This window comes from Clostridium sp. TF06-15AC, from assembly GCF_003481165.1.
Classification (GTDB): domain Bacteria; phylum Bacillota; class Clostridia; order Lachnospirales; family Lachnospiraceae; genus Otoolea; species Otoolea fessa.
Window position 1 is genome coordinate 433659 of the sequence record NZ_QUKS01000001.1, and the last position, 20764, is coordinate 454422.

Annotated in this window: 17 protein-coding genes and 1 riboswitch; all 17 genes read right to left on the minus strand. The window is 52.1% G+C overall.

All coding sequences use genetic code 11. From position 1 onward, the window contains the following. Positions 1-86: 86 nt before the first annotated feature. Positions 87-1952 (minus strand): ABC transporter ATP-binding protein, encoded by a 1866-nt coding sequence (locus tag DXC57_RS01935; protein WP_118468696.1) that lies wholly within the window; start codon positions 1950-1952, stop codon positions 87-89. Continuing rightward, a complete protein-coding gene (locus tag DXC57_RS01940; protein WP_107000415.1) occupies positions 1949-3631 on the minus strand; it encodes an ABC transporter ATP-binding protein in 1683 nt (560 codons plus the stop codon). Before DXC57_RS01940 ends, DXC57_RS01935 begins: the two co-directional genes overlap by 4 nt. Before the next feature lie 105 nt (positions 3632-3736). After that, complete coding sequence (locus tag DXC57_RS01945) at positions 3737-6964, minus strand: SNF2 helicase associated domain-containing protein (protein WP_118650938.1); 3228 nt, start codon at positions 6962-6964, stop codon at positions 3737-3739. Between the two features lie 22 nt (positions 6965-6986). Further along, the gene (gene argS / locus DXC57_RS01950) at positions 6987-8756 is read right to left on the minus strand and encodes an arginine--tRNA ligase (RefSeq protein ID WP_118650940.1); all 1770 of its coding nucleotides are present in this window, start codon (positions 8754-8756) and stop codon (positions 6987-6989) included. Positions 8757-8952: 196 nt separating this feature from the next. Continuing rightward, complete coding sequence (locus DXC57_RS01955; RefSeq protein WP_118490748.1) at positions 8953-9729, minus strand: peptidoglycan recognition family protein; 777 nt, start codon at positions 9727-9729, stop codon at positions 8953-8955. Positions 9730-10034: 305 nt separating this feature from the next. Beyond that, positions 10035-10592: an elongation factor P gene (efp, locus tag DXC57_RS01960; RefSeq protein ID WP_022358740.1), complete on the minus strand. Its 558-nt coding sequence runs from the start codon at positions 10590-10592 to the stop codon at positions 10035-10037. A 238-nt stretch (positions 10593-10830) separates the two neighbouring features. After that, positions 10831-11346 carry a YqeG family HAD IIIA-type phosphatase gene (locus tag DXC57_RS01965; RefSeq protein ID WP_118650942.1) on the minus strand — a complete coding sequence of 172 codons (516 nt, stop codon included), beginning with the start codon at positions 11344-11346 and terminating at the stop codon, positions 10831-10833. Next, positions 11346-11843 (minus strand): transcriptional regulator NrdR, encoded by a 498-nt coding sequence (gene nrdR / locus DXC57_RS01970; RefSeq protein WP_118472763.1) that lies wholly within the window; start codon positions 11841-11843, stop codon positions 11346-11348. Before nrdR ends, DXC57_RS01965 begins: the two co-directional genes overlap by 1 nt. A gap of 122 nt (positions 11844-11965) precedes the next feature. Beyond that, positions 11966-12217 carry a YlmC/YmxH family sporulation protein gene (locus DXC57_RS01975; RefSeq protein ID WP_106999996.1) on the minus strand — a complete coding sequence of 84 codons (252 nt, stop codon included), beginning with the start codon at positions 12215-12217 and terminating at the stop codon, positions 11966-11968. An 87-nt stretch (positions 12218-12304) separates the two neighbouring features. Beyond that, positions 12305-13228 carry a hypothetical protein gene (locus DXC57_RS01980; RefSeq protein WP_118650944.1) on the minus strand — a complete coding sequence of 308 codons (924 nt, stop codon included), beginning with the start codon at positions 13226-13228 and terminating at the stop codon, positions 12305-12307. 5 nt (positions 13229-13233) lie between these two features. Continuing rightward, entirely contained in the window at positions 13234-14463 is a 1230-nt protein-coding gene (locus DXC57_RS01985) for a sirohydrochlorin cobaltochelatase (protein WP_118293199.1), read from the minus strand. Positions 14464-14504: 41 nt separating this feature from the next. Continuing rightward, positions 14505-14682, minus strand: a riboswitch (cobalamin riboswitch). A gap of 297 nt (positions 14683-14979) precedes the next feature. Then, a complete protein-coding gene (locus DXC57_RS01990) occupies positions 14980-15741 on the minus strand; it encodes a hypothetical protein (RefSeq protein WP_147354067.1) in 762 nt (253 codons plus the stop codon). Positions 15742-15827: 86 nt separating this feature from the next. Beyond that, positions 15828-16529, minus strand: coding sequence for a (d)CMP kinase (gene cmk, locus DXC57_RS01995; protein WP_118650948.1), 702 nt, complete (start codon positions 16527-16529; stop codon positions 15828-15830). A gap of 23 nt (positions 16530-16552) precedes the next feature. After that, positions 16553-17818 (minus strand): NAD(P)/FAD-dependent oxidoreductase, encoded by a 1266-nt coding sequence (locus tag DXC57_RS02000; RefSeq protein ID WP_118650950.1) that lies wholly within the window; start codon positions 17816-17818, stop codon positions 16553-16555. 37 nt (positions 17819-17855) lie between these two features. Then, the gene (locus DXC57_RS02005) at positions 17856-18272 is read right to left on the minus strand and encodes a VOC family protein (protein ID WP_227589675.1); all 417 of its coding nucleotides are present in this window, start codon (positions 18270-18272) and stop codon (positions 17856-17858) included. 298 nt (positions 18273-18570) lie between these two features. Further along, positions 18571-20079, minus strand: coding sequence for a polyphosphate:AMP phosphotransferase (pap, locus tag DXC57_RS02010; protein WP_118650952.1), 1509 nt, complete (start codon positions 20077-20079; stop codon positions 18571-18573). A 52-nt stretch (positions 20080-20131) separates the two neighbouring features. Continuing rightward, positions 20132-20632 carry a DUF3783 domain-containing protein gene (locus DXC57_RS02015; RefSeq protein WP_118650954.1) on the minus strand — a complete coding sequence of 167 codons (501 nt, stop codon included), beginning with the start codon at positions 20630-20632 and terminating at the stop codon, positions 20132-20134. Positions 20633-20764 lie beyond the last annotated feature (132 nt).

Below are 20764 nucleotides of genomic sequence, written 5' to 3' on the forward strand. Positions count from 1 at the left end.
ATTATACACTAGATCCATCCGTTTTTCAATATAGGTGAGTTCACGCGTACAGGAAACAAATTCTCATTTAATTCTCAACGAAAGCCTTATTCCAGCTCCTTCATTCCGGTATACAGCTCAAAATACCGCCCTTTCTGCGCCAGCAGATCTTCATGGTCGCCGCGCTCAATGATCTGCCCGTGCTCCAGCACCATGATCGCATTGGCGTTGCGGACTGTCGAAAGCCGGTGGGCGATGACAAAGGTCGTCCGGTCCGCCATCAGCCGGTCCATGCCGTGCTCGATGTGCTTCTCCGTCCGCGTATCGACCGAACTCGTCGCCTCATCCAGAATCAGGATCGGTGCTTTAGAAACTGCTGCCCGCGCAATGTTTAATAGCTGGCGCTGTCCCTGGCTTAAGTTTGCACCGTCGCCCTCCAGCATCGTGTCATACCCATCCGGCAGACGCATGATAAAGGAATGCGCCGATGCCGTTTTTGCCGCCTCAACAACTTCTTCATCCGTGGCATCCAGCCGCCCGTATCGAATATTTTCCCGTACCGTGCCGGTAAAAAGATGCGTATCCTGCAGAACCATCGCGATATTTTCCCGCAGCTCCTTCCGGTGCATCCGGCGGACATCGACGCCGTCCACCGTGATCGAGCCGCCCTGTATATCATAAAAACGGTTGATCAGATTCGTGATCGTCGTTTTTCCGGCTCCCGTCGAGCCGACAAAGGCGATCTTCTGTCCCGGCTTCGCATAGAGCGAAATATCCTTCAAAATCACCTGCCCCGGCTCATAGCCGAACGTCACATGGTCAAGCACCACCTCACCGCGGATCGGCGCGATCGAAACCGCATCCGGCGCATCTGCCGCCTCCGGTTCCGCATCCAGCACTGCAAACACGCGCTCCGCGCCTGCCAGCGCCGAAAATACGTTTCCAACCTGCATGGAAAGCTCGTTGATCGGTCTGGAAAATTGCCGCGAAAAACCTAAAAATACGGTCAGTCCACCGACATCAAAGTTCCGGAACACACAGAGCAGACCGCCAATGCAGGCTGTCAGTCCATAATTTAACTGGCTTAAATTGTTCATGACCGGTCCCATCACACCGCCGAAAAACTGTGCCCGGATCTGTTTTTCTTTCAGATCCGCATTGAGCCATCCAAATTCTTCCTCTGCGATCTCCTCATGGCAGAATACCTTGACGACCTTCTGCCCCTGCACGGTCTCCTCAATATAGCCGTTCATCGCGCCAAGCGCCGCCTGCTGGGCAGAGAAATATTTCTGGCTCCGTCCGGCAACAAATTTACCGGCACGCAACATCACCGGCATCATGGCAAGCGTAATCACCGTCAGCCACACGTTCGTGTAAATCATCAGCACCAGCGTTCCCACAATACTGAGTGCGCCGGATAAAAGCTGCACCAGCGTACTGCTGAGCATCATGCCGATCGTATCCACATCGTTTGTAAAACGGCTCATCAGATCGCCGTTGCTGCCGGTATCATAAAACCGGAGCGGAAGCGTCTGCATATGGTTAAACAGCTCTTCCCGCAGCCGCTGCAGCGCGTTCTGCGCCACCTGCAGCATGATGCGCGACTGCATATAGGCAGCGGCAACGCTAACTAAATAAACCGCTCCCATCACGCACAGGGAACGGAACAGCCCCACCACATCGCCCCGGCTGCCATCTAAAGGCACAATATACCGGTTGATGATCGGGCGCAGCATATAGGCGCCCGCCAGATTCGTCACCGTCCCCAGGATCACACAGAAAAAGGCGACTGTCATCGCCATCCGGTCGCGTTTTAAGTATGAAAGCAGGCGCAGCATCGTCTGACCGCCCGCCTTGGGCTTTCCGCCCTTCATGACCGCCATCCGTTCCGGTCCCCGGCGGCGTTTCGGCGCGTCGGCTATGCGGCTGCCATATCGGCGTTTCAGGCTTTCAATCTGTTTTTCATCCATCATGCCATCCCCTCCCCGTCTGCCCGTTTTCCATATTGCGTCTCATAGATCTCCCGGTACGCCTCACAGGATGCCAGCAGCTTCTCCTGCGTTCCCTCTCCGATAATCCTGCCGTCCTCAAGGACGAGAATCCGATCCGCGTATTCCAGCGAACTCAGCCGCTGTGCGATAATAAATTTCGTCGTATCTTTCAAATCTTCCCGGAATGCCGTCCGGATCGCCGCCTCCGTTGCCGTATCGACCGCACTGGTGCTGTCGTCGAGAATCAGGATCTTCGGCTTCTTTAAGAGTGCCCTTGCGATGCACAGCCGTTGTTTCTGACCGCCGGATACATTGACGCCGCCCTGTCCCATCTCCGTTTTGTAGCCTTCGGCAAACGAATTCACAAAGGAATCTGCCTGCGCATACACTGCTGCCCGCCGCACTTCTTCCTCCGTCGCCGTCTCATCACCCCAGCGCAGGTTTTCCTCGATCGTGCCGGAAAACAGGACGTTTTTCTGTAAAACCATGCCAACGCCGTCCCGGAGATTTTTCAGGGAATACTCCCGCACATCGATACCATCCACCCGCACACTCCCCTCTGTCACATCATAGAGGCGGGGAATCAGCTGTACCAGCGACGTTTTTCCGCTTCCGGTCGCACCGAGGATGCCGATCGTCTCTCCCGGCTCTGCCGTCAGGCTGATGTGGGATAGAACCGGCTCACCGCCTTCGCGGTAGGAAAAGGAAACATCCTTAAATTCCACGCGTCCTTTCTCAACCTTCCGGTCCTTCTGTGATGCATTTTCATCGCTCAGATCAATCGGCTCATCCAGCACCTCATCGATTCGCCGGATGGACGCCATCGCGCGGGAACTCTGCAAAAATACCATTGAGAGCATCATAAGTGACATCAGAATCTGTACAATGTAGGTCGTAAATGCCGTCAGATCCCCGACCGCCATCCGTCCGCCGATAATCAGGTTTCCGCCGAACCAGACAACTGCCAGTGTCGTCACATTCATCGCGAACATCATGACCGGCATCGTCGCAATTACGATCTTCAGCGCCCGCAGCCCTGCCTCCTTGAGCTCCCGGTTCGTGTCGGCAAACCGCTTTTCCTCGTAGTCTTCCCGCACAAAGGATTTCACCACCCGCACGTTCGTCAGCACCTCCTGGATGCCGCTATTGAGCGTATCCAGCGCTTTCTGCATGGCTGTAAACCGCGGGTAGGCAGTCCGTAGGATCCAGACGATCGCCGCCGTCAGAAGCGGAATCACCACCAGGATGACAGCTGCCAGTTCCGCATTCATCCAGAATGCCATCACAAGCGCCCCCAGGAACATGCCCGGCGCGCGCAGCATCATCCGAAGTCCCATCATAATCAGGTTCTGTACCTGCTGGATATCGTTCGTCAGACGGGTTACCAGCGATCCCGTGCTGAACGTATCGATATTTTTAAATGAAAACTGCTGCACTCTGGCAAATAAGTCGCGGCGCAGATCGCTGGTAAAGGAAATCGACGCCTTCGCTGCAAAATATGCCCCCAGAATGCCGCCTGCCGCCATCAAAAAGGAGGTAATCGCCATCACAAGTCCCATTTTGAGAATGTATCCGCCGTCTTTCTGCGCCACGCCATGGTTAATAATCATCGACATAAATTTGGGCAGCAGAATCTCACCCAGCACCTCCGTTACCATCATGAGCGGTCCCAGAATAAAGGCGCTCTTATATGGCAGTATATATGATTTGTATCGTTTCCATTGCTTCACGCTTTTTCCTCCTGCCCGTTATTTCTGCAAATTTTTTTATGGATTCTGTTCAAACAGCTCCATCAGTTCATTCTGGCTCAAATCGCCCAGTGAAACCATTCCCTCTGAAACCACCTGCGCCGCCAGCGCAAGTTTCGCATTCTGCAGCTTCAAAAGATTTTCTTCTATCGTATCCTTTAAGATCAGTTTGTATACCGTGACCGGCTTTTCCTGCCCGATCCGGTACGCGCGGTCGGTCGCCTGGTTCTGCGCTGCCACATTCCACCACGGATCGTAATGAATCACGATATCTGCCGCCGTCAGGTTGAGTCCCGTTCCCCCGGCTTTCAGGGAAATAAGGAACACCGGAACCTCATCCGAGGCAAACGCCTGCACCATCCGGCTGCGTTCTTCCTTCGGGGTCGCGCCGACCAGAAGATGGGACGAAATGCCCTCCTGTAAAAGGCGTTCCCGAATCCGCTCCAGCATCGAGGCAAACTGGGAAAAGAGCAGGATCTTATGTCCCGCCGCAGACGCCGATGCGATCAGCGAAACACAGGTCTCCAGCTTCGCCGATTCCCCCGTATAATCTTCAAAACAGAGTGCCGGATCGCAGCAGATCTGGCGCAGCCGCATGAGCTGGGAAAGCACTTCCAATTTTCCATTACCCGACCACGCGCCACCAGCCAGCGCCTCTTTCAGTTTCAACGCCGACGCCGTATAAAGCTTCTGCTGCCGCCCCGACGCCGCCGAATAAACGATCCTCTCTTCCTTGCCCGGAAGCTCCCGCAGCACATCCTTTTTCAAGCGGCGCAGGACAAACGGTCCCGTCATCCGCCGCAATGCCGTCAATGCTTCCGGATCCTGATTTTTCACGATTGGCAGCTCATACCGCTCACGAAACTTCCGGTAACTGTATAAAAATCCCGGCATCAGGAAATCAAAAATGCTCCAAAGCTCGCTGAGCCGGTTTTCCACCGGCGTTCCCGTCAGGGCGAAACGGGCATTCGCCGAAATCTCCTTTACCGCCTTCGCTCCCTGTGTCTTTGCATTTTTAATGACCTGCGCCTCGTCAATAATCTCATATTCAAACGTGCGTCCCAGATACGCTGCCCGATCCCGTTTCAACAGATCATAGGACGTGATGATCACCTGCGCCCCCTCAGACGCCTCCATCCGCATCTGCTCCTCCAGCTGTTCCTGCCGTTCTTTCGCCGTCCCGGCAATCAGAAGCACGCGGATCTCCGGCGAAAACCGGGCAAATTCCTGTCCCCAGTTGTAGACGAGCGACGCCGGGCAGACGATCAAAGACGGAAGAGGTAATTCTGACCCACTGCCTTCATTTCCAGCCGCTTTCTGCTCGGTTTTTTCCTGATAAAATGCCGTCAGAAGCGCAATCACCTGCAGCGTTTTTCCCAGTCCCATATCATCTGCCAGGATCCCGCCGAAATGATACCGCGCCAGCGTCCGCATCCACGTATATCCGATCTTCTGGTATTCCCTCAGCGTCTTTTCCAGCACCGCCGGAACCGCATAGCTGACACTCTGCGCCGTTTTTAGATCGCGCACCATCATCCCGTAGGCTTCATCCCGCTGAAACAGTTTCATCCTGCCGTCGCCCGAGAGACTGTCCAGATAAAAAGCACGGTAGGCAGGTATCTTCGCCTCCCCCGCCTGAAATTCACTCTTTGTCAGTCCCAGATCCGCAGTCAGACTGTCAAGCGCCTGCAGGCCGCCGCCCGAAAGCTGCAAAAATTCGCCATTTTTCATGCGGTAATATTTCTTTTTTTGGCGGTATTCACTGAGTACCTGCAAAAGCTCCGCCGGGTCGATTCCCGCCGTCTCAATCTTCAGATCCAGCCAACCGCCTCCAAGAGAAACCCCCATCGACACTTCCGGCGGGGGCAGGACGCGCAGATGGCGGACAGACTCTGACAGCCATACCTCTCCCACCTCCTGAAACTGCGGCATTCCCTCGCTCAGAACCTGGTACAGCGCTTCTTCATCCCCGCGGATCACCAGCTCGCCGCTCTCATCCTCCCAGTAAGAGAAGTACCGCGTGATCAGGCGGCTGATATAAAATTCCGCCGGTACATCCCGGCAGATCTCCCGCGGAACATGCTCGTCCGCCAGCGGCGAAAACGTAAAATCTCCATAGGAAAGCGTCGGACGCAGACGCAGCTCGTCCGGCGAATCACTGTCAAACTCAAACCGGGCTTTCAACGCCTCTGGGCGGTATTTCTCCCAATCGATCTCCGTGCTCTGCAAGATCCCAAGTGCCTCCATGCCTTCCAGCACCCGCGCATAAAAGAGCGGAATATCCCGGCTTCCAACCAGCAGCTCCCGCTTCTCTTTCCGGCTTCCGCACTCTCTTCCGCCCTGTTCCATCTGCTCCAGAAAAACGCCCATCGTTTCTGTATACAGTTCACTGCATCCAAACAGATGCAATCCATCTGCCACATACAGACGCTGTTCTCCCCGGAACGAGGTTAGAGCCGATGGAATCGTAACCGCAATTCCATCGCCCCTTGCTTCCACCTCCACCGGGAAACGCGGATCCTTGCGCTCAACCCGGCACACACGTTCAGCACCTTTCTCGTCCTCCGTCTGGACTTCTTTTCCCTCTAAAAGATCAAACAGCCGATCCCTCGCTGCAGATCCCAGCGTTAACGCCCGCATCACCGGAAGCGGCAGCCCCGCATGACCGCGCATCTCCTCATAATGGCGTATGTAGGCATCCGCCTCCTCCAGCAGAAGATCTAAAAATGGGCGGCTTTCCGGCGCAAAGGCAGACGGGACGTGTTCAAACGCCATGCCTTTTCCGTATTCCACCCGTTTTCCGCTGTGAACCGCCTGCGCAAATTCCAGCAGGTTTTTCACAATATACCGTTTTTCCCGTCCGATCCGTGCCTCCAAAAACACTTCGCCGCGCCGGATCTGTAAATAGGGATGCAGATAGACCGGTTCCCGCTCTTCCTCGCCCAGAATCCGCGCTACTTCCCGGTTCGTGTACTCCCGGATCATCATCCGGATCTCCGGCGAAGTCGAAACCGGCAGTGTATGCTCGGCTTTCTGCTGGCGGGCAAACGCCTCCTGAAGCGCTTTTGCATGCACGCAGGGACCCCGGAATGAATTTCCCTCCGCACAAGAACAAGAGTAGTCATAGATCTGACTACCCTTGATAAAAATTCTTGTCTGATATACCTTTGTCTCATCCTCAATCTGTCCCTGTACCCGTACTTCGCCCTTCCAGAAGGTATCTACGGACATTTTTATTATTTTCATGAGGATTCCTCCATATTACAGATTACATGTGTTCCGGCGATTCCATTCCGAGCAGATCCATACAGGTATCCAGCACCCGCTTGGTCAGCGTGATCAGGCTGATAAAGGCTGCCTGCTTCGCCGCGTCCTCCTCGGAGAGGATCTTATTTTCCAGATAGAATGCATTGAACGCATCCGCCACTGCCGCCATGTATTGGCAGAGCTTATGCGGCGCCGTCTCATAGAATGCAGATTCTGTCACCTCGCCGAAACGGCAGAGCGCCATCTGAAGTGCTTTCTCTGTCTCGCTCTCAGCCGGACGGATCGGAACCACTTTAGCATCCGCACCGCGCAGTTCCTTGTATTTCTCCAGAATGGACTTGATGCGGACGATCATATACTGGATATGTGGACCTGTATTTCCCTCGAAGGAAATAAAGCGGTCTACATCGAAAATGTAATCTTTGGTCGCCTGATTCGAAAGATCGGCATATTTAAGTGCCGCCAGACCGACAATCTCCGCCGTGCGTGTCATCTCGTCCGCCGGAACCTTCTGCTTCTCCTGAATCTTCTCATATACCTTCTCATCGATATTCTTGATCAGGTGCTCCAGACGCATAACACCGCCCTCACGTGTCTTGAACGGACCACCGTCCTTGCCGTTCATCGTACCGAATCCCAAGAAGATCATCGGCGTATCTTCTTTGACGATGCCCGCCTTCTTCGCCACACGGAATACCTGGATAAAATGAAGCTCCTGGCGCTTGTCTACGACGTAAATGTAGCGGTCCGGATGGAAATCCTGCTCACGTTCGATGATCGTCGCCAGATCGGAAGTCGCATACAGCGCCGCACCATCGGATTTGCGGACGATACAAGGCGGATATTCCTTCGCATCCCCTTCCTGTGCGATATCGACAACCAGCGCGCCATCGCTCTCATAGGCGAGACCTTTTTTCTGTAAATCCTCGATCAGTCCCGGAATATATGGCTGCGCATCGCTCTCGCCCTTCCAGAGGTCGAACGATACATTTAAATTGCCATAGTTTTTTTTCAGATCCTTCAAGGACACGTTCATGATGTGCTTCCAGATCGCATGGAACGGTGCATAGCCACTCTGCAGTTTGAAAGTTGCTTGCTGTGCCCGCTCACGGAATGCCGCATCTACCTTGGATTTCGCGCTCGCTGCCGGATAGATATCCTCCAGCTCGGAAATCGTAAACGGCGGCTCCGACGGATACTCGCCGGTATAATCCGGGTCAAAATATACCAGATCCGGCTGACGGTCATGCAGCTCCTCGATGATCAGTCCCATCTGCAATCCCCAGTCACCCAGATGCACATCGCTGATGACATGGTGTCCCATATAGCGGCTGATGCGCTTGATGCTCTCTCCGATGACCGCGGAACGTAAGTGTCCGACATGCAGTGGTTTTGCTACATTGGCTCCGCCGTAATCGATGATGATCGTCTCCGGCTTCTTAGCTGCGTTGAGTCCCAGCTTTTCATCCTCTGCCACCTTCTGTACATAGGATGCCAGGTAGCACGGATTCAGGCGGATATTGATAAATCCAGGCATCACGGCGTTGATCTCAGAAAACATCTTGCTTCCGGCTGTCTTTTCCACCACCTCATTGGCAATATCGATCGGTTTCTTTTTATACGCTTTGGCAGCTGCCATCGCGCCGTTACACTGATACTCGCAGAGATCCGGGCGGTTTGATACCGTCACGCGGATATACTTCTCATCGTACCCGCAGCCGGTAAACGCCGGTTTCAGTTCTTCCACGATCAAATCTAAAATCGTTTTCATACTAGATTCCCTTTCATAATTTATATCGCATATTTTCAAGAATGCCTCTGCATTCTTGCTGCGAGATGCGTGTCATGCAAAGCATGACATATTTCTTTTGCGCATCTTAAGCAATCCTGCCGGAGGCTATATCAGATGGGAGACCCACTCCCACCACTGATACTAATTTGCTCCTCGCCACCTGAAGAGGTGGGAGTCATCTCTCATCTGATATATCCTTCCGCATTGCCTTTTTCACATCCTTGCGGAACTGCTTCCAGGCATCCTCATGATCCACGAAATACTTCGGGCACGCCTTTCCAGTCACATCATAATGACGGATCACGTCTTTCGGACTTAAATCGAGCTGCTTGCACAGCCATGCAGTCAGTTTTACCAGCGAGTCATACGTCTCGTCTGTGAACTTTCCGTCTGCCGCCGGATGGCAGCACTCAATCGAAACGGTGTCCGCATTCCTCTCATTGGAGGCATATGCCTTCTCCCCGACCGGAACGCACTCAATGATCTCGCCGTCCAGACCGATCACGAAATTGCTGCTGACGGAAACAGTGTTACTGCCGCTCTGATCTTTCAACCCCTCAAAATAATCATGGTTCTGCTGTGCCGTCGTCCCAGGATTGGCCACATAGTGAATCACGATCCCGTTGATGACCGGGATATTCGTCCCCGGTCTGGAATATCGGTTGACCGTGAGAAGCTGCTCATCAACCCAGTTTGGCATCTCGATCGTGGACGGATCGATCAGCTTGCGGATCATTTTCCCGCGCAGTGTCCAGCCTGTTCCCGCACCCAGGAGGAAAATAAGCAGACACAAAAACAGCCGCATCATCACACGGCGCTTCTTCTGCTGCCTCGTCCGCTCCCGGCGGATTGCCGTCTGCCTGCCGGATGTACGCCTCTTCCTGCCACCAGATCTGCGCCCCGGCTCATCCTCTTCCCCCAGACGCAGACGGTCTTCTCTTCCGTTCTCCATATTTATCACTCCCCATGAGCACCGCTCACTCCGAACCTGCTCTCTGAGATGAACCAACGGACGCGTCATAGACGCCTCCCCGATATGTTAAGCAAAAAAACTGTTGTAAAATCTCGACGTTTCCTCCGGATCTTACAACAGTTTCTCTGCTTGCTACTGTTCATGCGCTGCATAACCAGCAAAGGAAAATGCCTGCCACAAACAGTAATCTCTGTTTCCAGTCAGAAACCTGTCAGTGACACGACTGCCTCCCCACAAGGGTACAAACGGTATCGTGAAGACCTTTCTGACGTATATGTTATAACTTAGACTCTGGACAGATATTCACCAGTACGTGTATCGATCTTGATCTTATCGCCCTGGTTTACGAATAACGGTACATATACAGTAGCGCCAGTCTCTACAACTGCCGGTTTGGTAGCGCCTGTAGCGGTATCGCCCTTGAAGCCCGGCTCTGTATCTGTGATCTCAAGCTCTACGAACAGCGGCGGTTCTACGGAGAATACCTTGCCGTTGTAAGAACAGATCTTGCACATCTCGTTCTCTTTTACGAACTTGAGTGCGTCGCCGATTGTCTCCTGGTTTAAAGCTACCTGCTCATATGTGTTTACATCCATGAAGTTGTATAAGTCGCCATCGGAATACAGATACTGCATATCAACTCTGTCGATTCTGGCAGACGGGAACTTCTCGGTCGGACGGAAGGTTTTCTCTACAACGCCGCCATTCATTACGTTCTTAATTTTAGTACGAACGAACGCAGCTCCCTTTCCCGGTTTTACGTGCTGAAATTCCATGATCTGGTATACGTTGCCATCAATCTCCAGTGTGATGCCGTTTCTAAAATCGCCCGCTGATATCATAAATGATGCTCCTCCTTGAAAATACTCGCTTTATCTTTTTTATTTTATACTATAAAATCTTCTTTTTCAACTACTTTTTTGAAAACGCAGGGCACATCATGTCAATTCCGCCCCTTATTTTTCTAAAATTGCCGATATTTTTTCTGAAAACAACTGATTTTCCACCGTTTCCGGCACTCCTGTCAGCATCCGGTTCTGCCGCCTGGCAAGCTCTTTCAAACCGTTCAAAAACACCCGGCTACAACCTTCCGCTATTTTTTTCCTGTCTTCTCACATAGAACCACAGGACAATTTTCTCCAGATACCGCTTTAACACAATCTGGATCTCTTCCTTCGGATTGATCGGCTTTACAAGAATCGAATAGATGCCTGTCCGCCTCGCCCCGTACACATCCGTAAAGAGCTGATCCCCGACAAACATCGTCGAGCGCTCGCCCGTTCCCATCCGGCGCATCGCCTGTCTGTATCCGCTGCGCTTCGGTTTTCTGCCCTTGTAAATATAATCCGAACCTATCTGTCCGGCAAACGGGGCGACCCGCGCCTCCTTATTATTCGAGAGCAGACAGGTGTGGAACCCTATCGCCCGCAAACGTTCAAACAGCTGTACTGCCCGCTCGTCCGCCGGGGCACCGTGCGGCACCAGCGTATTGTCAATATCAAATATGATACCCCGCATTCCCTTCTGGTAAAACTGCTCATACGGGATATCATACGCAGAATCCAGCCATTCATCCGGATAAAACGCATTTCCCATCATCTGGTCTCTTCCCCGTTCTTTCCAGACTCATACGACGGCACATTCCGCTGCTGTATCTTCTGCAGTTCCTCCATAAATGTATCGACGTCTTTAAACTCCCGGTATACCGATGCAAACCGCACATAGGTAACCACATCCAGATCCTTTAACCGCTCCATCACAAGTTCCCCGATCACCGCGGTCGAGATCTCCCGTTCTTCCCGGTTAAATAAATTGTTTTCCACATCGTCGATCAACGCCGAAATCTGTCCCTGAGAGACTGGGCGCTTGTGGCAGGAATGCAGGATTCCCGCCTCTATCTTCGCCCGGTCGTACATCTCCCGGGTATTATCCTTTTTGACAACCATCAGAGGGATCGTCTCAAGTTTTTCATATGTGGTAAAACGCTTTCCACAAGTCTCGCACTGTCTCCGGCGTCTGATAGAACTGTTGTCATCCGCAGGCCGTGAATCGATTACTTTCGTGTCAGCCGCGTTGCAAAATGGACACTTCAATCGCTCTTCCCCTTTTCTGGTTTTATTGATATGCCCCCACCAGGTTTTCATAACATATCATACTTATTATAATATCGCAGGAAGTGCGCTTCTGCAAGCAGAAGTTTTCCGCTATTCCTTCTTTATTCCTTCTTTTCTCTCTCTTCTTTCAGCCTCACCAAAATAATGTCATCCCCTATCTGGCAGATGTCGCAGAATGGAATTATGTACTCTTTTTCCCGCCCTAGAAAGCCCCAGACACAGCCCGGTCCCGGCACGATGATCGCAAGCATTTTTCCCGTGCTGATGTCAAAATCGACGTCGCCCACAAAACCAAGGCGCTTGCAATCTTTTACATTTATAACTTCCCGCTGTTTGAGTTCACAGATACGCATAGACATAAACCTCCCGGATCCTTCTGTAATCAAAATATGTACAAAAGGATCGGGAGGTTCTTCCTGGACAGGTATTTCTATCTACTTTTATTTCGTAACTTCTGATAACGTCACGCTGTCAAAATGCAGCGTATAATCAATCAGATGCGGCTGGCTCATCGCCACCGTCAAGGCACTGACCGCCACATCCTCATCCAGCGTTACCGGAATCTGGAACTCGGAATTGCCCTCGGTCTGGATCGGATCATACTGCACGTCATCCACCAGCATATACTCATAGTTCGGGCTGCTCCAGACAATATCGGCAGTCACCTTTCCATCCTTGACGATAATGGTCGCCGGGCTGTCCACCGATGCTCTGCCGGAACCTCCCTGCAGGGTTACCTCACAGGTATAAGTGCCGTCTGCCACATCTGCAGTCTGCCCTGCCGGTTTCTGGGCATCTGCCGCATCATCGCTATTCTCCGTCTCGGATGATGCCGCTTCCGCGTCCTCTGCCTCTCCGGAAACCGGATTTTCTACCCTTACTTTGTGGTCGTACCAGGTGCCCTTCTTACCAATCAGAGCCAGGTCAAATTCTTCTCCGAGCGCCGGAACCGGCACATCGAAGCCGTTGACCTCCTCGCTCAGACCGTCGCTGTAAGTAACCGTGTCTACGGTTGGCTGCAGCCAACCGGCTTCATCTTCCTTTGCCTCGTCCGCAGTACCCAGATACAGGTTCACGATGTTTTTCGAGGTCAGGCTGATATGAAGTGTCGCCTCGCCATCCTTGACCGTCAGGACGCCTTTTCCATTTTTCGATTCATTGACCTTGAACATGCTGCTGTCCGTCTTAAAATCGACGGTGTAGACGCCGTCTGCAAGGTCAATGCTGCTCTTTTGATCGGCATTCTCGGTTTCTGCGCTCTCTGTCTGCGCCACGGTGTCAGCTGCGTCCTGTTTCTGTCCTCCGCACGCTCCGAGAAAAGCGGCAGCAAGCAGAAGCGCCGCTAAATTTAATTTCTTTTTCATATACATTATTTCACAATAGAATCAATGGCTGTCCGTGTATGAGCAACATAGAATGATTCTACTGCTTTAATTCTGCCCAGACCGGAAATCTGAGTATCTACCTTGTCAAATGCACCTGATGCCTCAAACTGGCTCTTCCAGGAATCCTCGTCATCGCCTGCCATGTCGTTGTTTGCGTGATCACCTGCAACTACCATCAGCGGACGAAGAACGACATTCTTATAACCTGCTGCCTTCACTGCCTCGATAACAGACTCACAGGAGGTCTCTTCCGGCTCGCCCTCTACGGTACCGATAAATACATTGCTATATCCAAGATTCTGCATCTGGGTCTGCATCTGGCTGTAGGTTACCTTTGCAACGTGTGCGGTACCATGCCCCATCAGAACGAATGCAGTTCCCTGATCGGCTGCGTCAGCTGCATCTTTAAAACCAGCTTCCGAAGCTTCTTCTGCTACAACTGCTTTTGCAACTGCCTCTTTATCTGCATTGATAACGGTTGCATCGTCGCCAACCTCACCCAACAGCGGCTCTGCGACAGCTATCTGCTCGAATTTATCCTGATACTTCTCGAGCGCCTCAACCATCTCGTCATACTCAGCACCGTGCATCAGGTGGGTCGGCTGGACAACCAGCTCTTTAACTCCGTTCTCCACGGCGCGCTCCAGTGCCTGATCCATATTGTCGATGCACTCGCCGTCACGAGCCTCAACGTGGTTGATAATGATCTGTGCGGTAAATGCACGGCGGACTGCCCAATCCGGGAATGCATCCTGGATGGAATCCTCGATACTCTTGATATCTTTCACACGGCTGTCGTTGAAGGAAGTACCAAAGCTGACTACCAGGATCTCTTTGTCGCCAATCTCATCCTGATTGCGCGGATCGTCCAGGCTCGCGTCGCCGGTATCACGACCAAAATAATCTGGATCTGCGTTCTCGCCTTCTACCAGCTCCTTCTGCTCGTCAGTCAGGGCATCCCATGCCTCTTTGGCTGCCTTGCACTGCTCATCCGTATCATCGGTGCGCTCCTGTACATAGATGTCATCGATCAGCTTTGCCACCTTATCTGCCGCTTCCTGATCGGAATCGGCGCTCTCAGCTGCCTCGGTCTCTGCCTCAGAAGCCGCCTCCGTCGAGGTTGCCTGGCTGGATGTACTGCCGCCGCAGGCTCCAAGCAATACGGACATCGTAACTGCCGCTGCACTTACAACTACTTTTTTGTTTTTTCTCATGTTTTCCTCCTTGTGTGACTCGCACAAAAATAGTTTTAACCGATATGTTCACGACAGCCGGCAGGTTTCCTGGCTTTCGGGTCATCATGCACGCCGCGCCTTCTCACTTTCGCAATGGCATCTGCAGCGCCACTCTCCGGTTCACAGTGACGAGATCGCACAGGTTTTGCACCTGTTTCCCTTTTACCCCCTGTCCATGCCTGTCAATCCGAGCAATCTGACTGGTCTGGCACAAACAGCGGCACCCACTGCCCATATCAGCTTGTTTCATTATAGATGGGGTATGTTTAAAAGTCAATTTATCCCGGAAATTATATTGAAAAAGAATGTGCCTTGGCACATTCTCGCGCCGAGCGCGGTCGCTTGCGACATGTTTCTGCTTCGCGCGAGTGCGCATCATTGGCACGTTAGTGCCTTTTTGTGTAATAGGGAGTTCCAAGGAATTTCCTGTTACACAAAAAAGCACCTCTCAGCCGGATAAAAGGTGCTCTCCTCCTCTTAATGATTTTATATCTTTTATGGCATAAATTTCCGGTAAATCGAAATAATTTTCTCATTCTTCACCGTCACAGCCGTGTTGTATGGCTTAAACTCCCCGATCAGCCGATCACGGATCGCGAATAATTCTTCCGCGGTATACACCTGCGGCGGTGTATCCGGGTCAGAATCATCTGTCAGGACAAAGTTCTCATCCATCTGCAGCGTAACCTCTCCCAGCTTATGGTAACTTCTCCCGACTGCCATCTCCGAGCCATAAAAGGAATCCTCCTCTACCATTCTCAGCTCTTCTCCCCCCTGTGCCGGACCACCATTGATCTCGATCCGCCCAGACTCCTGTCGGTCAATCGAAGTAATGAGACATTCTTTCCCATCGATGAGCAGCGTATCTCCCGCCTGCGGTTCATCGATATCTGCCTTATGAAAATGCTCATAGTCATAGACCGTCAATGTGATGATAACATTGCTTTCATCCTGATGGATCTGCTGCGGTTTGAACCCAGCTGCAAAGGTACAGTTGTCAAAATGCGTCATATTGAGGGTTTCCCGGACTGGTTCAACCGTGAGCGGTTCCGTCCGCTCAGTTTCCTGCATTTTATCCCGTTCGGGCTGCTCCTGCGCCTGATCATTTTCAGCCACAGCCTCACGGATCGCCCCCTGGCTCTCCTCATCGACAGCCCCTTCCTGTGTGGCTGTCTCCGATGCCGCGCCCGCACAGGCGGTCATCCATACACTCATCCCAAGTGCTGCGGCGATCCATGTTTGTTTCAATCGTCTCATGTTTGCTGCCGCCCCTTTTCGGCTTCTCCTTTTTCCTGGCATTTTCGTAACTGTTCAGTACCTTCACAGTCACGCGCAAAAATCCATCAAAAATTGCCTACGGCAATGGGATTTTTCTGCTTTTTCTTCGCCGCCTCAACCAACTTCTCCATCTCCCGCATTACCTCTTCAAAATTCAACGCAGAAGTATCCAGTAAAATGGCGTCCTCCGCCTGCTTGAGAGGCGACAATTCCCGGTGCATATCGCGGTAATCGCGCTCGATGATATCCTGCTCGATCGCCTCCAGGGAACAGCTTTCCCCGCGTTCGGTCAGCTCTTTATAACGGCGTCCAGCTCTCACACGGCTGCTCGCGGTCAGATATACTTTCAGGGTCGCATCCGGCAGAACCGCCGTTCCGATATCCCGGCCATCCATCACGACATCCCGGCGTCCGGCTAATTCACGCTGCAGCTCCACCAGTTTTTTGCGGACCGGCGCATAGACAGAGGTATTCGAAGCCATATTTCCAACCGCCTCCGTCCGAAGCTCGCTGCTGACATTCTCCCCATTTAAATAAACCTGCTGGATCCCATTTTCATATTCCAGTGAAATGGAAACCGTCTCACAGGCGCATCCGATCGCCGCCTCATCATGGCTGTCGATGCCCTGGCGCAGAAAATACAATGCCATCGCCCGGTACATCGCCCCCGTATCAACATAAATATATCCATAATCTTCCGCCAGCTTCTTTGCCACTGTGCTCTTTCCAGCCCCGGCTGGTCCATCAATCGCTATATTAATCGGCATTTCGTTTCCCCTTTTTCATATCGTTATAATTCATGATTTTCCGCTGCGCTCCGTCCCGCCAGCATGCCGGTCGACCACGCAATTTGTAAGTTGTAACCGCCCGTGACTGCATCGAGATCCAGCACTTCCCCTGCAAAATAAAGCCCTGGAAGCTTCTTCGACTCCATCGTGGATGGATTAACTTCTTTTACTGTCACACCGCCCTGGGTAATGATCGCCTCATTGAAGCCTCGCAGCCCGGTCAGCGTCAGGGTAAAATGCTTTGTCACCTCCGCCAGCCGTCTCCGCTCTTCCTTCGTCACGGCGTTGACCTGCTTGTCCGGCTCAATGCCGCTGCGGCGAATTATGACCGGTATCAGTTTTGATGGGTACAGATGGTTCAGCGCATTTTTAAACTGTTTATTCTTCTCCGCCTCAAAATCGCGCAGAATCCGCGCATCGAGCTGTTCCATGGAAAGCGCCGGTTTCAGATCGATCATCAGAGTCAGCGGACCCTTTTTCAGTTTTTTCGCCGCATAACTGCTGGCACTCAAGAGTACCGGACCCGAAACGCCGTAATGGGTAAACAGCATCTCACCAAATTCACGGTAAACCTCTTTCTTTCCATTTAAAACAGCAGCTTCCACGTTCCGCAGGGAGAGTCCCTGCAGCTCCTTCACATCTTCCTTCGTCTCAAACGGAACAAGCGCCGGCGAAAGTTCCGTCACCTTGTGCCCTGCCGCCTCCGCAAACCGGTAACCATCGCCGGTTGAGCCGGTCGTCGGGTAGGACAAACCGCCCGTCGCCACGATCACTGCATCCGCAGCTATGTAGGAGTCCTTTTTCCCACGCTCATTACCGCCCTGAGCCAGAATCACACCTTTTAATACACCATCCTCCAGCCACAGTTCCCGAACTCCCTGATTCAATTCTACTTTCACGCGCAGTTCCCGCAGCCGTCTTGCAAACGCCGATGTCACATCCGACGCCCGGTCAGACACCGGAAAGACACGGTTGCCGCGCTCCACCTTAACATGACAGCCGTTCGCCTCCAGAAAATCCTTCATATCCTGGTTACTAAAACCGTAAAATGCACTGTATAAAAAGCGGCTGTTTGTCACAACACTGTCAAACAGACCTTCCATATCACAGTCATTCGTCACATTGCATCGCCCTTTTCCCGTGATATAGATCTTTTTTCCCAGTTTCTCATTCTTTTCATAGATCGTTGTCGCGCAGCCATTTTCCGCCGCCGCAATCGCAGCCGCCATGCCGGCTGCCCCGCCGCCGATCACGATTATTTTTTTCATATTGCTATCCTTTTCGTTTTTATATCGCCTGGTGCTATCAATCCTGTACCAGGTGAATCGCAAATCCGCCGACTTCTTCTTTAAAATAGGCGAAAATACAGCGACCCTGCTCATCAAAGCGCTTCGTCTCTTCCCGAAGCGTCATACCGCGGTTCACAAAGTATCGGATCGCCGCCTCGCAATCATTTACGCCAAAGCCAATATGGCCGTAGGTTCCGTGGCTCTCCACCTTCATATTTTCCGTCAGGTCACCGCTGAACACCGCTTTCTCCGTCTCGCGTGGCATCAGCCCCATCAGGCGCGCCAGTGTCTCAGCAACCTCCCAGGCCTCGTCTTCCGATTTTGTATTGATTCCCACGTGTTTTACGTGCATATGAAATAATTCCATCGGGGTTGGATCCCCCGCATGCTCTGCCATAAATGCTAGTGTGCGCTCTTTTGCTGTCTGCTCCATTTTGTCCGCTTCCTTTCTATCGCTACACTTAACGCAAAGTTACACAAATGTTTGTGTTTTTCAAAATTGCCGTCTTTTTCTTTAAATATTGATTTTACTGTATCTTACGAAGAATTGCAACCGCGCTTCTTCATATTTCCACACATGATTACCAAATTCGTTACTGTTCACGCATACGTGCCCAGTAACGGAATTTGCCGTGGCTTCGCATTTAAATACGGCAAATTCCAGCTGCCACCACGTTTTCTTACGGCACTTTCGGTTCCAAAAGTGCCTACCTGTGAACAGTAACCCAAATTCACTTACGCAGCTTTTTTACCTCACGGATCTTCTCCTCCATCGCCTCCACAACCGTTTCCAGCACCTTGACGCGCGCGAAATATTTGGAATTTCCTTCTATGATCGTCCACGGGGCATAGGTAGTAGAGGTCCGCACCAACATCTCATTGACTGCCTGCTCGTATGCATCCCATTTTTCACGGTTGCGCCAGTCTTCGTCCGTGATTTTCCACTGTTTTGCCGGATCCTCCATGCGCTCCTTAAAGCGGCGTTCCTGCTCATCTTTATCAATATGAATCCAGAATTTCACGATCACCGCGCCAAAATTCGCCATGTGCTCTTCCATCTCGTTGATTTCCTGATATGCCCGTTTCCAGTCCGCCTCACTGCAGAAGCCCTCGATCCGCTCCACCATCACGCGCCCGTACCAGGTGCGGTCGAAAATCGCAATATGCCCCGCTTTCGGCATCTCCCGCCAGAAACGCCACAGATAATGGTGTACCTTCTCCACATCATTCGGTGCCGCCGTCGGATTGACCTTGTAGCCGCGTGGATCCAGGTGGCTTGTCAGGCGCCGGATCGCACCGCCTTTTCCCGCCGCATCCCAGCCTTCAAAGCCGATCACCACCGGAATCCGCAGCCGGTACAGCTCGCCGTGCAGCACCTCCAGCTTTTTCTGCAGCTTATCCAGACGTTCCTTATATTCCTCGCGTGTCAGCGTTTTCGTCAGATCCACGCCGGAAAGCACGCCATTTTTAAACCGCTCATCTGGAAGTTTGACCGGCGGATGCACCGCCCCTTCCTCGCGTTCCATTCGGCGACGGTTCAGCTCATACTCCAGCCGGTCTGTGACGGTGGATAAAATCTTGACTGCCGCATAATTTTTATCAGTCGCTTCCACGATCGTCCACGGCGCGTACCCGGTATCCGTCCGCTGAAGCATTTCCTCATTCATCTCCAGAAATGTATCGTAATCCTTGTTGCGCTTCCAGTCCGCCTCCGTCACACGCCACGCAGTCTCTTTGCTTTCTTCCAGCCGTTTAAAGCGCTTTTTCTGCTCGTCCCTGGAAATATACAGAAACAATTTGATCAGAATCATGCCGGAATCTGCCAGCTGCTTTTCAAATGAAAGGATATCCCGGAACGCCCCGTTTAGCTCCTGCCGCTTCGTCTCTTTGTCAAACCGGTCAACGGTAACCTTATCGTACCAACTCTTGTCAAAGATCATCATTCGTCCATCTTCCGGTGTCTTCGTCCAATACCGCCATAAAAATGGACGCATCCGTTCCTCTTCCCCCGTCTCCCGGCTCGCATAAACATCAAAGCCGCGCGGATCCAGCGGCTGGATCAGGCGGTTGATCTGCGTTCCCTTACCGCCTGCCCCGAAGCCGTCAAATACGATGACAACCGGGATCTTTTCCGCCTTACAGGCGCGCTGCAATTCTCCCAGCTTCACATCCATCTCTTCCCGAAGCTTCTTGTAGTTTTCCTTATCCACTGATTTATTCAAATCTACTTTTTCCAGCATCTTTCCACCTCCACATCAAGCAGTAAAATGACCTTTCACCAATCCCATGGCATCACAATGCTTCGTCTTTACCTTTCCCCGTCATCATCTCATGCTCTTTTTTGATCTCTTCGTATAATTGTACCGAATCCCACTTCATATTATACGGTGTCAGGACTGCTTTATAATCAATCCGTCCGACTCCCTTTTTTCGGAGTGCATGGATAAATGCATCGATCTGGGCGGAAGAAAAGCCTGCCATGATCGCCATCTCATCTGAGAAATCCATTTTCCTGGAAGAATCGTTCTCCGGCACTTCTCGCTGCAGCCTCCCGTCTGCCTGTTTCTGAGCGGACTCTTCTTTTTGCGTTTCCTCCACAGCCTCTATTGCTTGTCCGGCTTCCTTGAGGACATCCTCATTCAGTCCTTTCACACCAGCCAGCACGCCCACCGGCAGCCCGTACTCCTCCTTTGTCACTGCCCTTAAGCGGAATCCCAGCGGCATAAGCGCCTGCTGCACCTTCATTTTTCTTTTGGAATCAGTAAAATTATACAATAATACAGTTGGTTTCATCGTAATTTATCGATTCTCCTCTCTGTTTCTTATTCCCGCCTCATCAATTCTCCGGCTTCTCAATATGATTCTCTATTATATCCTTTTTCCCCCCTTCTGTGCAAGAAAAACAAAAAAACAGCGGCATCAGCC

Coding starts and splice junctions, on each gene's coding strand:
- DXC57_RS02005 (WP_227589675.1), bottom strand. CDS start 18,272: ATGGAGCAGACAGCAAAAGAGCGCACACTAGCATTTATGGCAGAGCAT.
- DXC57_RS01990 (WP_147354067.1), bottom strand. CDS start 15,741: ATGAGACGATTGAAACAAACATGGATCGCCGCAGCACTTGGGATGAGT.
- argS (WP_118650940.1), bottom strand. CDS start 8,756: ATGAAAACGATTTTAGATTTGATCGTGGAAGAACTGAAACCGGCGTTT.
- DXC57_RS02000 (WP_118650950.1), bottom strand. CDS start 17,818: ATGAAAAAAATAATCGTGATCGGCGGCGGGGCAGCCGGCATGGCGGCT.
- DXC57_RS01980 (WP_118650944.1), bottom strand. CDS start 13,228: ATGAAAAAGAAATTAAATTTAGCGGCGCTTCTGCTTGCTGCCGCTTTT.
- DXC57_RS01935 (WP_118468696.1), bottom strand. CDS start 1,952: ATGATGGATGAAAAACAGATTGAAAGCCTGAAACGCCGATATGGCAGC.
- DXC57_RS01975 (WP_106999996.1), bottom strand. CDS start 12,217: ATGCGTATCTGTGAACTCAAACAGCGGGAAGTTATAAATGTAAAAGAT.
- DXC57_RS01985 (WP_118293199.1), bottom strand. CDS start 14,463: ATGAGAAAAAACAAAAAAGTAGTTGTAAGTGCAGCGGCAGTTACGATG.
- pap (WP_118650952.1), bottom strand. CDS start 20,079: ATGCTGGAAAAAGTAGATTTGAATAAATCAGTGGATAAGGAAAACTAC.
- DXC57_RS01940 (WP_107000415.1), bottom strand. CDS start 3,631: ATGATGGTAACGGAGGTGCTGGGTGAGATTCTGCTGCCCAAATTTATG.
- cmk (WP_118650948.1), bottom strand. CDS start 16,529: ATGCCGATTAATATAGCGATTGATGGACCAGCCGGGGCTGGAAAGAGC.
- DXC57_RS01965 (WP_118650942.1), bottom strand. CDS start 11,346: ATGGGAAATGCGTTTTATCCGGATGAATGGCTGGATTCTGCGTATGAT.
- DXC57_RS01955 (WP_118490748.1), bottom strand. CDS start 9,729: ATGGAGAACGGAAGAGAAGACCGTCTGCGTCTGGGGGAAGAGGATGAG.
- efp (WP_022358740.1), bottom strand. CDS start 10,592: ATGATATCAGCGGGCGATTTTAGAAACGGCATCACACTGGAGATTGAT.
- DXC57_RS01945 (WP_118650938.1), bottom strand. CDS start 6,964: ATGAAAATAATAAAAATGTCCGTAGATACCTTCTGGAAGGGCGAAGTA.
- DXC57_RS02015 (WP_118650954.1), bottom strand. CDS start 20,632: ATGAAACCAACTGTATTATTGTATAATTTTACTGATTCCAAAAGAAAA.